Below are 14,195 nucleotides of genomic sequence, written 5' to 3'. Positions count from 1 at the left end.
GGTCAGAAAACGGTGCCGTCACTGGCGATGTCGAGGGGCGGAAGTCCGGAGCGGAGGGTGCCGGCCAGCTCGCGACCGGCTGCCCAGGTGCCACCTTCGAGTACACAGGCCAGCGGCAGGCGGCCTTCGTCGACCCCTAGTTCGTTGCGGACCAGCGCTGCGAGTTCGTCGATCAGGGTGATGGTCAGCGCTCGCCATTCGACGACGAGTTCGTCGCCGACGTCCCGTCGACGATGGGCGTCGGCCGGATCCCGCAGCCGGAGCACCCCGGTGTCGAGCAACAGTCCGCCGTTGCGGTACTCGGGCAACGCCGTCAGGTCGGCCACCCCGCGGACACGGTGGCCGGACCACTCGAAGGGTTCGAGCAGCGAGTACGTCAACCATTGACTCAACTTGTGAAACGGCATCCATCCGGCCGTCGATCCCTGCCCTCGCACCGCATCGTGTCGCCAGCAGTCGCCGACTGGGACACCGTCGATCTCGTTGCCCGACAACCAGATACCGGATGTGGTCGCCAACAGCAGCGAAAGAATGTCGTGCGCCTCGACGTCCCCGGCGGCCGCGCCGATCACCGCGTCGTAGAGGTGGCCGGGCCGCGGCTGTTCGCCGAACACGTCGGGATGTGCGGTCATCGCGGTTGCGAGCCGGCGGAGCAACTCGACGCGCCCGTCGAGCCCGACCAGGGGGTTGTCCGCATCCACCTGGAATGCGTGGGCGAGGTCGGCGACGGTCAACCTGGACAGGCCGATCGCGTCGACGCGCAGCGGGTGGTCGGGGTCACCGGAGAACACACCATCGACGAAGGCATGCCACCCGGCCACCGCCAGGCCCTCTGATCGACCGATTCGCAGCCCGGAGGTGACTTCGAGATACGACCAGTCGGGGCCGGCGCCCGCGTCGAGCAAGACACTGACGACGGCGAGATCGATGAGGGCGCGTGCCTGCTCGGCAGGGTCGTCGCCGAGTCGGGCCCGCAGCATCGCGGTCCGGTCGACTCCGCCGGCCTCGAAATGTCGCCATCGGCTGTGGAACGGGATGTCGAGGTCGGGATATCTGACCCGGGTGACCTCCGCGACCCGGGCGGCCGCCGCAGGCAGTGCGGTGTCGTCGACCACGAACCACGACGACTCGCCGCGGCGCGCGCGTTCGGTCAGTTGTCCGGCGCGGTCGCGGATGGCACGCGTGGACCGCAGCGCTGCGGGGCAGCGGGGCGAGTCGGCGGCGGCGTGCGGCCCACCGGCGCGCCCGGGGGTGTCGACGCTCATGTGTCCAACCCTCGCCCCTTGGCCTTGCCGAGTTCGGTGGCATTCGGGACCGCGCCGGGGGTGAAGTAGCCGGCGGCCATCTTCGCGTCGATCTCCACCTGCGCGTCGGCGGGAATCAGTTCGTCGGGGATGTTGACCCGTTCGCCGACCTCGATCCCCGATCCGGTGATGGCGTCGTATTTCATGTTGCTCATCGACACCAGCCGGTGGATCTTGCGGATGCCGAGCCAGTGCAGAACGTCGGGCATCAGTTCCTGGAAGCGCATGTCCTGAACGCCGGCTACGCACTCCGTCCGCGCGAAATACTGTTCGGCGGTGTCTCCGCCGACCTGCCGTTTGCGTGCGTTGTAGACGAGGAATTTGGTCACCTCGCCGAGTGCTCGACCTTCCTTGCGGGAGTAGGAGACCAGCCCGACGCCGCCGCGCTGCGCACCGAGGATGCATTCCTCGATCGCGTGGGTGAGGTACGGCCGGCAGGTGCAAATGTCGGAACCGAAGACGTCCGAACCGTTGCACTCGTCGTGCACCCGTGCGGTGAGCTCCACATCGGGATCGGCAAGGTCTGCCGGCCGGCCGAAGATGTAGACGGTCTGCCCGCCGATGGGCGGCAGGAAGACGTCGAGATCGGAGCGGGTGACCAATTCGGGGTACATCCCACCGGTCTCCTCGAACAGCACGCGACGGAGATCGGCTTCCGTGCAACCGAATCGACGCGCGACGCCGGGAAGGTGCCAGACCGGTTCGACGGCGGCCTTGGTGACGAGCGCGGCACCGGTGTCGAGCAGATATCGACCATCCGGCTGTAACCGGCCCTTGGCGATCGCGTCGGCGATCTCGGGCAGGATGACGTGCGCCTTGGTGATCGCGATCGTCGGTCGGATGTCGTGTCCGGCGGCGAGATGGTCGGCGAAGACGTCGGCGGTGACCGCACCCCACGGGTCGAGGCTGACGATGCACTCCGGATCCGACCATTGCGGGTACGGGCCGACGGCGTCGGTGGGTGCGGTGTCGGTGAGGTCGGCGCGGTGCTCGCGCGACAACGCGCCGGCGGCGACGGCAAGGGCGCGGTAGACGCTGTAGGAACCGCTGTGCGTACCGATCACGTTGCGGTGGGACCGACGCGACGTGGTGCCCACGACCGGCCCGCGGTCTGCGGCGGTGGCCGCCCCCCAGCGGATCGGGAGTGCGTCGAGACCACCGCTGTGGGAGGTCAATCGGATGTGGCCGCCGGCGACGGACGGCCCGACGGCATCCGGACTCAGATCTGCGGTCATCGTCGCTCCTGTCCGTCCGCGGCTGATTCGGCGGCTGCCGATTCGTCTGGCCGCTCCCCGCGGAACCGAATCCTCGGCGCCGAGTGGAAAGCGCCAGCATAGCGATTGGCGGGAACAGATGCTGGACGAGAAAGGTAACGGATTCCCTACGACAGGGGATGGGTCGTCAGCGCCGCCGGTGCACCGAAACGGCGTAGTCGGCGCTGTCGGCGTCGAACGGCTCGCGGTCCCAGGTGGACCAGCGCGCATGGAGATCGAAGCCGTTGCGCGCCGCGAGCCGATCGTAGTCGGCCAGCGTCAGACGGTCATCGCGCAGACTGAAGCCGGCGACCAGTAATCCACCCGGTGTGAGGCGCTCCGCGAGCTGGGCCAGCACGGCGTCCTCCGTACCCGGATCGACGAAAATCATCACATTCCCGGCGAGCAGCGCCAGATCGAATTCGCTGTCGACGTGGTGATCGAGAGTGGTGAGGTCTGCCAGCACCCAGGCCACGTCGGGGCCGTTCCGGCGTGCGGTCGCGAGCATGGTGTCGTCGGCGTCGACGCCGACCACCGCGAAACCTCGTCGACGCAGCTCCAACGCCACGCGTCCGGTCCCGCAGCCCGCGTCCAGCACGCGTTGGCCACCGTGGTCGTGCAACAGCGTTTCGACGAGGTCGGCCTCGCCGTGGATGTTCTGCCCGGTGGCCGCCAGGTGTTGCCAGCGTTCGTCGTAGTCGTCGCCCTTGGGGGCCTGCGTATCGTCCCATCGTGTGGCCACCAGCCCATGGTGGCACAGGCTCGGCGCATCGAACGGCACGCATCCGGCGGCGCGGGGTGGTTGGTACGCAAGTGAGGCAGACGAGGGGAGCAGATGGACGTCTACGAGGCGATCGCACGGCGCCGTGATGTGCGCAGCGAGTTCAGCGGCGCGGTGATCGACGAGCCGCGGTTGTGGCGGGTGCTGGCCGCGGCGCATGCCGCGCCGAGCGTCGGCAACACCCAACCGTGGGACTTCGTGGTGATCCAGGATCGCGCGGTGTTGTCGCGGTTCTCCGAACATGTCGCCGGGTGCCGGGAGGATTTCGCACAGTCGCTGCCGGCTGATCGTGCGGCCACCTTCGGGCCCATCGTGGTCGAGGGCATCGAGCAAGCCGGGACCGGTGTGGTGGTGACCTATCGGTCGGATCGGGGTGGTCAGCACGTGCTCGGCCGGCACACCATCGACGAAACCGGGCGGCTGTCGGTGGGATTGGCGATTCAGAACCTCTGGCTGGCGGCCACCGCCGAGGGCCTGGGAGTCGGGTGGGTCTCGTTCTACCAGGAGAACTTCCTTCGCGACCTGATCGGAGTGCCGGAGTCGACGGACGTGGTCGCCTGGCTGTGCCTGGGCCCGGTCACACAGCTGCAGACGGTTCCGGACCTCGAACGGTTCGGATGGCGGACCCGGCGCCCGCTGGCCGAGGCGGTCCATCGGGAGGGCTTCCGGTGAGACAGATGCTGCCCTCCGGCGAGGCCGGAGGGCAGCATCGTCACCGCTCAGATGCGACTCAGACGTCGTACCGGTCGAGGTTCATCACCTTGTCCCACGCGGCGACGAAGTCCGTGACGAACTTCTCCGTCGCGTCGTCCTCGGCATAGACCTCGGCAAGCGCACGCAGCTGGGAGTTCGCGCCGAACACGAGGTCGGCACGGGTACCGGTCCACCGGGTCGCGCCACTCTCGCGGTCCTTGCCGACGTAGGTCCCGTCGTCGGCCGGCGATGCCGACCAGTCGGTGCTCATGTCGAGCACGTTGACGAAGAAGTCGTTGGTCAGACGACCCGGCGTCTCGGTGAGCACTCCGAGCGACGAACCCTTGTACGTGGCGCCGAGCACCCGCAGACCGCCGACGAGCACGGTCATCTCGGGAGCCGACAGCGTCAGCAGGTTCGCGCGGTCCAGCAGCCGGTATTCCGCGGGCATCTCGCTGGCCTTGCCCTCGTAGTTGCGGAAACCGTCGGCCTTGGGCTCCAGGTAGGCGAAGGACTCCTCGTCGGTCATCTCCTGGGTCGCATCGGTACGGCCCGGGGTGAACGGAACCGTGATGTCCACACCGGCATCCTTGGCGGCCTTCTCCACGCCGGCCACGCCACCGAGCACCACCAGGTCTGCGAACGACACCTTGGCGCCCGCCTCGGCGTTGAAGCCCTCCTGGAGTCGCTCGAGAGTGCTGATCACCTGCGCGAGTTCCTCGGGCTCGTTGGCCTCCCAGCCGACCTGCGGCTGCAGGCGGATGCGACCGCCGTTGGCGCCGCCGCGGAAGTCGCTGCCGCGGAACGACGATGCCGACTTCCACGCCGTCGACACGAGCTGCGCGACGCTCAACCCCGAATCGAGGAGCTGGGCCTTGAGGGAGTCGATATCCGCGTCGGACAGGGTCGGTCCCTCCTGCGCGGGCACGTTGTCCTGCCAGAGGTAGGTCTCCGACGGAACCAACGGGCCGCGGTAGCGGATGGCCGGACCCATGTCGCGGTGCAGCAGCTTGAACCAGGCCTTGGCGAACTCGTCGGCGAGCTCCTCCGGGTGCTCGAGCCACCGGCGGGTGATCTTCTCGAAGCCCGGATCCATCCGCATCGACAGGTCGGTGGTCAGCATCGACGGGTGGGTCGTACCGTCGCCGAACGCGTTCGGGACGGTTCCGTCGCCCGCCGAGTCCTTCGGCCGCCACTGGTTGGCGCCGGCCGGGCTCTTGAAGAGCTCCCACTCATAGCCGTAGAGGATCTCCAGGAAGCTGTTGTCCCACGCGGTCGGGGTGTTGGTCCAGGTGACCTCGAGACCGCTGGTGATCGCGTCGGGACCGACACCGCTGCCCTGCGGATTGACCCAGCCCAGACCCATCTGCTCGATCGGCGCGGCCTCCGGCTCGGGTCCGACGAGTTCGGCGTCACCGTTGCCGTGGGTCTTGCCGAAGGTGTGTCCACCGACGATCAGGGCCGCGGTCTCGACGTCGTTCATCGCCATCCGGTTGAAGGTCTCGCGGATGTCGACAGCGGCCGCCAACGGATCCGGATTGCCGTTGGGCCCTTCCGGATTGACATAGATGAGGCCCATCTGGACGGCGGCGAGCGGATTCTCCAGGTCGCGCTGACCGCTGTAGCGGCTGTCACCGAGCCACTCGGCCTCCGGTCCCCAGTAGACCTCCTCGGGTTCCCACTCGTCCTGGCGGCCGAAGGCGAAGCCTGCGGTCTTGAAGCCCATGGACTCCAGCGCGACGTTGCCGGCCAGCACCAACAGGTCGGCCCACGAGATCGCCTTTCCGTACTTCTTCTTCACTGGCCACAGCAGACGGCGGGCCTTGTCCAGGCTGGCGTTGTCGGGCCAGCTGTTGAGCGGTGCGAAACGCTGCATGCCCGAACCGGCGCCACCACGACCGTCCTCGACGCGGTAGGTGCCGGCAGCGTGCCACGACATGCGGATGAACAGCGGGCCATAGTGACCGAAGTCGGCAGGCCACCACGACTGCGAGGTCTTCATCACGTCCACGAGGTCGGCCTTGAGGGCGTCGACGTCGAGGGTCTGCAGCGCGGCTTCGTAGTCGTACCCGGTGTCGAGCGGGTTGACGACGTCCGGGTTGTGCGCGAGCAACTTCAGGTTGAGCTGGTTGGGCCACCAGTCCCGGTTTCCGCCACCCTCGACCGGCGGCTTGATGCGCATCGGGCAGCCCTTGTCGGCCGCCTCGGTGTTGGCTTCTGCGATCGGCGGATGCTCTGTGGCGTGGGCGGGGTTTTCCTCAGTCACGACAAACCTTTCAGGAGAGAGTGATTCGGGCTGTGATCACGGCTGTGACCCCGAAGCAGGAGCGGCTGCGCAGTCGGCGCAGAGTCCCCAGTAGATGACCTCGGCCTCGTCGAGAATGAAGCCGTGGTGTTCCGACGGAGTGAGGCACGGAGCCTCCCCGACGGCGCAATCGACGTCGCCGATGATCCCGCAGGACCGGCAGATGACGTGATGATGGTTGTCGCCGACCCGTGACTCGTAGCGAGCGACGTGACCGGACGGTTGGATTCGCCGCACCAGGCCTGCGGTTGTCAACGCGCGCAGCACGTCGTACACCGCCTGACGCGACACATCCGGCAGTCCGGTACGAACTGCGCCGACGATCGTGTCGGTGTCGGCGTGGGGATGTGCGCACACCGCATCGAGAACGGCGATGCGCGGGCGGGTGACCCGCAAATCGGCTTCACGCAAACGTCTTACGTGATCTGTCTGTGATGGCACGAGACCATCATGCCGCTTTTCTGGACTGAGTCAAGTTTTTGCCGGGAGATGTCTCGAATTGAGACGTCAGCTCAGGGTGTCCCCGGATTCGATGCGGAAGCCCACCTTCAGCGTCACCTGCGTGTGCGCGATGGCCCCATCCACGATGTGTCCGCGTGTGCTGACGACCTCGAACCATTCCACGTTCCGGGTGGTCTGGGTGACCCGAGCGATCGCATTGGCGATGGCCGCGTCTGTGCCGTCCGAAGAGGACCCGACTACCTCGATGACTCGATACGTGTGATCACTCATGGGCCGATACTCCCACGTCGTCGGCCACTCGACCGTGGGTTTCGGGAGACCCATGCGCCCGATGTTTGTGGTGATGACCCCGGTCAGCGCGCGACGTAGCCGTCGTCGAGTCTCTCGACGACGCCGTGGCCGATCAATCGTTCGAGGTGTAGCTGCGCGGTGCGTCGCTCGACGGCATCGACGAACGGCAATTCGACATGCGGGCGATAGACCAGCCGGTGCCGCACGATGTCGTCGAGAGTTCTGGGTCGGTCCAGAAATGCCACGAGGCGGTCCTCGCGGCGGCCGATGACCTGCGCATAGTCGGAGAGGCGCCGGCAGAACTCGGCGGCGCCGTCGATGACACCTTTCTGATGAAAGGTCCCGTACCATCGTGCGTCGATCGAGCCCACCACATCGATCGAACGAAGGTAGGCTTCCACGCTGCTGCCGACGTCGCCGTACATCGGGCCGAACGACGTCAGGTCGATGTCGGCCACATAGAGAAATCCCGTGGGCTCCACCAGGACACCGCAGTGGCCGGCGGTGTGCCCGGGCAGGTGGATCACGGTGGCGGTCACCCCACCGAGGTCGAACCGATGTTCGTCGTCGACGCCCACCGCCTCGGGGAATCCGGTGGGCAGGTGGAACTCGTCACCGATCTGCTCGGCGACCGCGACCTTCTCGGCCGCGGTCAGGCCGTATCCGTCGAGCAACACCTCCAGAGATCGGACGGCGTCGACGTCGGCGCGATGACAGTGGGTGCGGGCGGTGAAATGGCGCAGTCCCGCGAGGTGGTCCTCGTGGGCGTGACTGATCATCACCGCATCGGCGCCGACCGGATCGTGATCGATCTCCAGCGACGGATCGATCACGAGCGTGGCCTCCGAACCCTGGACGACCACGGAATTGCCGTACGGATAGGCGCCGCCGTGCCTGGAGGTCAACACCGTGACATCGCCATAGTGAGATGCGCCAAAGGCCCGGTCGTTCGCCATCTCCGCTTCGTACCGTCGCGACCTCGGGGTTGTCAATGAGTCGACGGTTGGTTCCGTCCGATCTTGCGGCGTTGCACCGGAATCATGCGATTCCGGTGTCGTTGCCGTAGCGTGCGAAGGCAGTGCCACGCGCGGTGTCGCTCGAGACCGTGGCGTTGTCCGGCGGCGTGGCGGTGACCGACGAGGGTTAGGTCGGGAGTGCATTCACCCATCAGTCGCAGGGGATCTGCTGGTGACGACCGGGTTGGCCGCGGTGGTCGCGGCGATCTCGCGAGGGTCGGCGGCCACGGCCGCACCACCGGACGGTTACACCGACCTGCCGCCGCTCGCGCGGCAGGTGCTCGGCGGTCTGCGGGCCTCATCTCGTGACGCCTTGCGCGGGGTCGCCGTGATGGTGATGCCCGGCGACGACCCCTATTCGGCACGGCAGGGCGTCAGCGCGCGCGGCGGTGGAGCCATGACCGACGGCGCGGCCGACGAGTTCATCGGTTTGATCGACCGCTTCCTGCCCCAGGGAGACCAACTCGTCCGGCCCGTCGCGGTGGCGTTGTCGGTGACGCTTGCCGATCTGGGCGCCGGCTCGGTACCGCTGCCGGGTACGCAGGCCGCCGACGCGGTCGACCGCGGGCTCGGGATCGCCGACAACGACCGCACCTTCCCGCTGTCCCTGTTGGCGGGACTCGTGGTGGATGTGGCCGCAGTCCTGGCCGGGGCGCCGTTCGTCGGACCATTCGCCTCACCGTTCGCCAACGCCGACTACCGAACCAAATGTCGCACTTTCGAATTGATCGAGCGTCCGCTCGCCGATCTCGCCGCGATCTTCGACGACGCACTGCCCCCAACCGCTGCGCGGGTCGGCCGCCGGAGTGCTGAGGTTCGTCGGCGGGATCCTCCTCGACGGATCGGCATTCACCGTCTGGAGTGAGCACCGCCTCTACGACCAGTCCGCGGGCCGCCTCGTCAAACGCCCGCTCGCCTGGGATATCAGCCGCTACCGGACCGAGGGGCTGGTGAACGGCCACGACGATTTCATCGGCTACTACCAGGGATTCGAGGAGTTCTGATCTGTGCGTGACGTGATCGTGATCGGCGCGGGTGGCGGCGGGCCCGTCGTCGCCGCCGAACTCGCCGGCCAAGGCCTCGACGTCCTGCTTCTGGAAGGCGGCCCGCGACAGGCCAATCCGGAAAGTCAGTGGTCACACCTGGAGTTCGACGCCAACGACCCCACCGCCGGGTTTCTGCGGTTCGGGCCCGCGGACCGCAGCAAGGCAGGGTGGTATCGCGAGTGGGCACAGAACAGCTTCGTCTGGGAACTGGCCGGAGTCGGCGGCACCACCCAACACTTCTTCGGTAACAGTCCACGACCCTATCCGGGGGTGTTCGCGGATTATCGCGGGGCCGACGCCGCCCGGTACGACACGGCACACCGTTTTCCGTTCGGCTACCGGGAGCTGGTGCCCTATCTGGAATGGGTCGAGGAGACCCTTCCGGTCAAGCCCGCGCCGATGGGCACCAAGGAGGCGCTCTTCTTCCGGGGATGCGAGGGGCTGGGGCTGCCGTTGCAGAGATCCCGGGACACCACCCGCGCTTCCTTTCGCCCGCAACCGAATTGCATCCTGCACCCGGGCGGTACGGCCGGTAGAACGTCGGAGTCTCACCTTCTCGTCCACCCGCAGGCCAGTGGCTGCACCTTCTGTGGTCACTGTTTCCAGGGCTGCTACCAACCGGCGCGAGCGCCGCGGAACCTCTTCGCCCGCCGATCGACCGACAACAGTTATGTCCCGCTCGCGCTCGCCGCCGACGTGGTACGACCGGGCGGCCGAGCGGTCGAACTCAAGACCGACTGCTTCGTGGTGCAGATCCACTCCGAGGAGCGGAGCGCCCGTCGCCGCGCCACGGGTGTCACCTGGCGCGACAACGCGACCGGTGCCGAGTCACGGGAGGACGCCCGGGTCGTGGTGCTCGCCGCCGGTGCCACCGAGAGTCCGCGACTGTGGTTCAACAGTGGCTTGCCGAACCCGAATGACTGGGTGGGACGTGGCCACACCGATCATTGGTTCGACTGGGTCGTCGGACTGTTCGACGAGGACACCGGCAATACGCGGGGAGCGAACTCGTGTGCCCGGGTCGAGTTGCCGGGCTACGGGTGTCTGGAGAACTCCGGTGTCACTCCCGCGATCCAGGCATTCACGATGACCCTGTCCAACAGCGGGATCCGGGGTCAGTACACCAACGGGCGAGGGATGCGGGGGGCCTGGGACGGACCGACCGGTCGTCTTGCCGGTGACGAACTGCGCGAGTTCATGTCGCACGGCATCGATCCGATGCTGAACATCCTGTGCATCACCGACGACCATGTGGAGCCGGAGTGTCGGATCGTCCCCTCGGCGATGCCCGCCGACTCGAACGGAGCGGTCGCGAAGATCGACATCGACATCCGCAAACGATCGGCGCCGACACGACGCAACCGCGAATTCGTCGCGACCAAGGCGGCACACCTGCTGCGCAAGGCCGGAGCGCGAACCGTCTACCGATTGGACTGGGCTCCATTGCTGCTGCATGTGCATTCGTCGATGCGGATGGGGGATTCGGCCACCAATTCGGTGGCCCGGTCCAGCGGGGAAGCGAGGTTCGTCGACCGGCTGTTCATCGCCGACAACTCGGTCCTGGCCAACTCACTCGGCGGGCCCAACCCCACGCTCACCACCCAGGCGATCGCCACCCGAACCGCCGAGAAGATCATGACCACCTACTTCGGCGGCGACCCGTGGGTGGCGTCGGGCGCGCCGGTGGTCACCACCGACGATCGGATCACCCGACGGATGGTCGAACTGGGCCTCTGACTGACGTCGCCGCCACACGTCGAGTGCAGATCGGGCTGACTCAGTCGGTGACGGTGGACAGATCGGCCACGAGGTCGAACACCGGGTCGTCGGGTCCGATGTCATAGGTGCACTCGTCGGGGCGCGGGTCGGGCACGAATGCCCAGAACAGCGCGGTCGCAGTGCCTGCAGCGCGCTGCCCGCTGACCTTCGTCCGGAAGTCCGCCGCACGTTGCGCGAGGCTTCCACACGAGCCGGCACCTTGGCCGATCTCGTTGACCGCCACCGGTTTGCCGAGCACCGCGCCCTGGCGAATACGCTCGGCCAGACCGTTCCACTGGTCGCCGGGCAAGGGCACCCCGTCCGAGCCGTAGTCGTGGTAGTCCAGCACACCGAGATGTCGCGAACCACCCACATACTCGTACTGCGGTCCCGCCGTGCCACATTGTCCGCCGCCGGCCAGGCCTGACCAGATCAGCCCGGCCCGATGGATGCGATGCAACACCGCACCGGCCGTGTCGAAGAAGTGGCGCAGCACCAGCGCCGCATCCGGTGGGCAGATACGGCTCTGCCACCGACAGGCCGTGTCACCGCAGATACTGGATTCGGGTTCGCCGACCATCTCCCAGCCGGCCAGCGCCGGACTGCTCTTCCATCGACTCACGGCCGTTCGCATCCACTGTTCGAAGGTCAGCCCGCCGGCCGCGACCTGTGCGCGCCACCCCGATGCGTACCAGTCGTGATCCTTGAACTCGCCACTCTCGCAAGCGCCCTCACCGGAGGACAAGACCGGGATCACCATCTGGTCGTGTCGAGTCGCCGCAGCGAACACGGCATCCATCGGGGCGAAATCGAGTTCCCCGGTGTTCTTGTTCACCGCGAGTTGCGCGAACAGGTCGAACCGGGTCAGGGAATGTGGTGGCAATGCGGCGAAGTAGGCGTCGAGATCGACCATCGCGCCGCAGCCGCTGTTGACCGACCAGTCGGTGGCGAGTTGGTAGGCGTCGAGACCGGAGGGCCACCACGGGCGGCCATCGAGGCGCAAGCCGTCCGCGGTCGCGGTGACCCGGTTGGCCGGCGCGCCGAGGGCCGCTGTGGGAAGACTCCAGCCCACGATCAGCAGCGCCAACACGCCCGTCAGACAGAACCGCCGGGTGAGCCGCCTCAGTGACATGTACCCGCCTCCTCGTCGCACGCGTTGTCCAGGCCAACTATCGCTGAAACCGGAGGTCCGGCGTTGCGAAACGACGAGGGTCACCCGGCGGGCCCACCTGGGTCGCCGCGTCAGGCGGCGCGGGTGCGCAATCGTGCTGCGTACATCGAGATCCCGGTGGAGATGATCAGGACGAAGATCGTGGCCAGGCACACACCGGTGACCGTTGGAGTCTCACCGCCGGAGGTCGCGATGATGCCGATCAGTGCCCAGATCACCGTCAGGGGATAGCCGATCAGCACGCCACCGAGGAAGAGGGTGATGATCGTGGCGAAGACCGCGGCCACCAGGAGCACGACGATCTGCCACCCCACAGCGTCGGCGTCGGCACCCGCGTCGGCCGCATCCGACGCCCAGTTCTGGAACACCGCAGCGGTGGCCCAGCCGGCGTAGATGCCGACCAGTACCCGGGTGAGAGTGGCACGCCACGCCGGGGTTTCGGGGTCTCGCGGACCTGCAACCAGCCGTGCGGCGTCGACGAGGGCCACGGTCATGATTGTCAACACGATCGAGGTGACCCACTGCCATTCGGCTGCCGAGAACAGGATCCAGACTGCGGCGCCGAAGAACGCGACGGAGACGTCGGCGGTGACGCGGGCCGGCGCGTCGGTGCCGGTGGACCGCGTCAGCACGACCATCCCGGCGAACACCAGCGACAACAGATAGATGACACTCCAGATCGAAAAGGTGTACCCGGCGGGGGTGATCAGCAGGTCGACCGTCGACTCGTTGGGAGAGGCGCCGACACCCGCGAACGGGACCACGGGAGCCAGGATCTGGGCGATCGCACCTGCGACCGCGAGAATGGACAGAGAGGTGTTCACTCGCGTTGTTGCACCCATGGCGCCCAGGGTAGGGGACATCGGCTGCCGCCCTGCCTGTGCCCGAGCCGGCCGATGCGGTACTGATGAGGTGTGCGCGTGAAAGCGAAGTGATGACCGGGCCGCCGGGACCGTTCCTGGCCCCCGAGACGGAGATCGGCCGATGACCATCGACGAGGTGACCGACGAACTGTACGGGCTGCCGCCCGGAGATTTCGTCGCGCGGCGCACTGCGCTCGCCCGTGCGGCGAAGGCCGCCGGTGACCGCGGGTTGGCGCAACAGATCACTTCGCTACGACGGCCCACCCAGGTCGCCTGGGCGATCAACCAGTGGGTGCGCACCGATCCCGATGGGGTCACCGCGTTGCTCGACCTGGCGGCCGACCTGCTTGCGGCGCAGCGCCGGTCCTCGGCAGATCGGTTGCGTGAGTTGGCCGGCCGTCGACAGGCACTGATCGCCGAATGTGTGGCATCGATCCAGCGCGACACTCGGGACCAGGGAGTCACGCTGTCGGACAACGCGATCCGTGAAGTGGGACAGTCGCTGCGTGCCGCGGTCGCCGACGACGAGGTCGCCGAGTTGCTGCGGCGCGGGAGTCTGGTCACCGCAGCCGAATACAGCGGCTTCGGGCCAGCGGGGGTCTTCCTGGTACCCGACGCCGCCGACGAACCGGGCGCCGACCGCGCCGACCGCACTGCCCCCGATGCTGCGAAATCGGCGAGCGCAACCGCCGAGGCCGAAGATCTGCGGCGGGCGCGTCAGGCCCTCGCGGAGGCCGAGGAGATCGAACGGTCGGCCACTGCTGCCGTCACCGAACGTGACGAAGAAGTGGCCGCAGCCCGCGCACATGTCGACAACCTCACCGCGGAGCGCGACCGACTGCGAGCCGAGCTCGAACAGCGCGACGACGAGTTACGTTTCGCGGTGCGCCAGGTCGACGCGGCCGAGGAGCAGTCCCGGCTGGCCACCGCCTCTCTCGACAGTGCCCGCGACGCGCTCGCTGCTGCCCGCAACGAGCTGGCGCGGTGCGAGACCGACAGTTAACCATCGGCTGGCGCCTCGCTCCTCAGGGACCAGGTTGGGCTCGGCGCCACAGAAGTACGGGAATCCGCCACCGTTCCCTAGAGGGAGCAAGTTGGCTCCGTGCCACGAACGCACGCGAACCCGCCACCGCTCCCTGAGCATCCTATGGGGTTGGGTGTCAAGAGGTTCCTGATGGTGGTGGCGGCGTGGGGTATGTGACCGCGGGCGTTGGTTTTTGTGCTCGCGGCTTTGGGGTGGCTTGGGGGTTGT

At 67.5% G+C, this 14,195-nt stretch carries 14 protein-coding genes; 5 read left to right on the top strand and 9 right to left on the bottom strand.

Annotated features, from left to right (window positions below; genetic code table 11):
* Window positions 1–2 precede the first annotated feature (2 nt).
* The 3 genes from L1892_RS13790 to L1892_RS13780 form a co-directional block, all read right to left on the bottom strand.
* Entirely contained in the window at window positions 3–1,265 is a 1,263-nt protein-coding gene (locus tag L1892_RS13790; protein ID WP_235724178.1) for a URC4/urg3 family protein, read from the bottom strand.
* Window positions 1,262–2,539 (bottom strand): GTP cyclohydrolase II, encoded by a 1,278-nt coding sequence (locus tag L1892_RS13785; RefSeq protein ID WP_235724177.1) that lies wholly within the window; start codon window positions 2,537–2,539, stop codon window positions 1,262–1,264. Before L1892_RS13785 ends, L1892_RS13790 begins: the two co-directional genes overlap by 4 nt.
* A gap of 166 nt (window positions 2,540–2,705) precedes the next feature.
* Window positions 2,706–3,299, bottom strand: coding sequence for a class I SAM-dependent DNA methyltransferase (locus tag L1892_RS13780; protein WP_235724176.1), 594 nt, complete (start codon window positions 3,297–3,299; stop codon window positions 2,706–2,708).
* A 93-nt stretch (window positions 3,300–3,392) separates the two neighbouring features.
* Between L1892_RS13780 and bluB the strand changes: the two genes are divergently transcribed.
* On the top strand, window positions 3,393–4,010 hold the full coding sequence (bluB, locus tag L1892_RS13775) for a 5,6-dimethylbenzimidazole synthase (protein ID WP_235724175.1): 618 nt from the start codon (window positions 3,393–3,395) through the stop codon (window positions 4,008–4,010).
* A 58-nt stretch (window positions 4,011–4,068) separates the two neighbouring features.
* On the opposite strand, the gene katG is transcribed toward bluB, so the two are convergent.
* The 4 genes from katG to L1892_RS13755 all read right to left on the bottom strand — a co-directional run bounded on the left by katG (window position 4,069) and on the right by L1892_RS13755 (window position 8,045).
* Complete coding sequence (gene katG, locus L1892_RS13770; protein ID WP_235724174.1) at window positions 4,069–6,297, bottom strand: catalase/peroxidase HPI; 2,229 nt, start codon at window positions 6,295–6,297, stop codon at window positions 4,069–4,071.
* A 36-nt stretch (window positions 6,298–6,333) separates the two neighbouring features.
* A complete protein-coding gene (locus tag L1892_RS13765) occupies window positions 6,334–6,777 on the bottom strand; it encodes a Fur family transcriptional regulator (protein WP_235724173.1) in 444 nt (147 codons plus the stop codon).
* Window positions 6,778–6,843: 66 nt separating this feature from the next.
* On the bottom strand, window positions 6,844–7,068 hold the full coding sequence (locus L1892_RS13760) for a dodecin (protein ID WP_235724172.1): 225 nt from the start codon (window positions 7,066–7,068) through the stop codon (window positions 6,844–6,846).
* A gap of 83 nt (window positions 7,069–7,151) precedes the next feature.
* The gene (locus L1892_RS13755; protein WP_235724171.1) at window positions 7,152–8,045 is read right to left on the bottom strand and encodes an MBL fold metallo-hydrolase; all 894 of its coding nucleotides are present in this window, start codon (window positions 8,043–8,045) and stop codon (window positions 7,152–7,154) included.
* A 232-nt stretch (window positions 8,046–8,277) separates the two neighbouring features.
* Between L1892_RS13755 and L1892_RS13750 the strand changes: the two genes are divergently transcribed.
* Genes L1892_RS13750 through L1892_RS24890 form a run of 3 tightly spaced genes read left to right on the top strand, consistent with a single transcriptional unit; the run spans window position 8,278 to window position 10,888 of the window.
* Window positions 8,278–8,970 (top strand): hypothetical protein, encoded by a 693-nt coding sequence (locus L1892_RS13750; RefSeq protein ID WP_235724170.1) that lies wholly within the window; start codon window positions 8,278–8,280, stop codon window positions 8,968–8,970.
* Window positions 8,912–9,109 carry a hypothetical protein gene (locus L1892_RS13745; protein ID WP_235724169.1) on the top strand — a complete coding sequence of 66 codons (198 nt, stop codon included), beginning with the start codon at window positions 8,912–8,914 and terminating at the stop codon, window positions 9,107–9,109. Before L1892_RS13750 ends, L1892_RS13745 begins: the two co-directional genes overlap by 59 nt.
* Before the next feature lie 3 nt (window positions 9,110–9,112).
* On the top strand, window positions 9,113–10,888 hold the full coding sequence (locus L1892_RS24890; RefSeq protein WP_235724168.1) for a GMC family oxidoreductase N-terminal domain-containing protein: 1,776 nt from the start codon (window positions 9,113–9,115) through the stop codon (window positions 10,886–10,888).
* 40 nt (window positions 10,889–10,928) lie between these two features.
* Here the strand turns inward: L1892_RS24890 and L1892_RS13735 are convergent, their stop codons facing one another.
* Together L1892_RS13735 and L1892_RS13730 are read right to left on the bottom strand one after the other, a co-directional pair.
* A complete protein-coding gene (locus L1892_RS13735; protein ID WP_235724167.1) occupies window positions 10,929–12,041 on the bottom strand; it encodes a beta-mannosidase in 1,113 nt (370 codons plus the stop codon).
* Between the two features lie 110 nt (window positions 12,042–12,151).
* A complete protein-coding gene (locus tag L1892_RS13730) occupies window positions 12,152–12,922 on the bottom strand; it encodes a TspO-related membrane protein (protein WP_235724166.1) in 771 nt (256 codons plus the stop codon).
* 142 nt (window positions 12,923–13,064) lie between these two features.
* On the opposite strand from L1892_RS13730, the gene L1892_RS13725 reads away from it, so the two are divergent.
* Entirely contained in the window at window positions 13,065–13,946 is an 882-nt protein-coding gene (locus L1892_RS13725) for a hypothetical protein (protein WP_235724165.1), read from the top strand.
* The last annotated feature ends 249 nt before the right edge of the window (window positions 13,947–14,195 follow it).

Source organism: Gordonia tangerina (assembly GCF_021556435.1).
Taxonomy (GTDB): domain Bacteria; phylum Actinomycetota; class Actinomycetes; order Mycobacteriales; family Mycobacteriaceae; genus Gordonia; species Gordonia tangerina.
This window is presented reverse-complemented; position numbering and strand designations above follow the sequence as displayed.

Bases quoted from the DNA above. Each gene is read 5' to 3' on its own strand.
- L1892_RS13790 (WP_235724178.1), bottom strand. From the start codon at position 1,265: ATGAGCGTCGACACCCCCGGGCGCGCCGGTGGGCCGCACGCCGCCGCC.
- L1892_RS13785 (WP_235724177.1), bottom strand. From the start codon at position 2,539: ATGACCGCAGATCTGAGTCCGGATGCCGTCGGGCCGTCCGTCGCCGGC.
- bluB (WP_235724175.1), top strand. From the start codon at position 3,393: ATGGACGTCTACGAGGCGATCGCACGGCGCCGTGATGTGCGCAGCGAG.
- L1892_RS13760 (WP_235724172.1), bottom strand. From the start codon at position 7,068: ATGAGTGATCACACGTATCGAGTCATCGAGGTAGTCGGGTCCTCTTCG.
- L1892_RS13755 (WP_235724171.1), bottom strand. From the start codon at position 8,045: ATGGCGAACGACCGGGCCTTTGGCGCATCTCACTATGGCGATGTCACG.
- L1892_RS13735 (WP_235724167.1), bottom strand. From the start codon at position 12,041: ATGTCACTGAGGCGGCTCACCCGGCGGTTCTGTCTGACGGGCGTGTTG.
- L1892_RS13730 (WP_235724166.1), bottom strand. From the start codon at position 12,922: ATGGGTGCAACAACGCGAGTGAACACCTCTCTGTCCATTCTCGCGGTC.
- L1892_RS13725 (WP_235724165.1), top strand. From the start codon at position 13,065: ATGACCATCGACGAGGTGACCGACGAACTGTACGGGCTGCCGCCCGGA.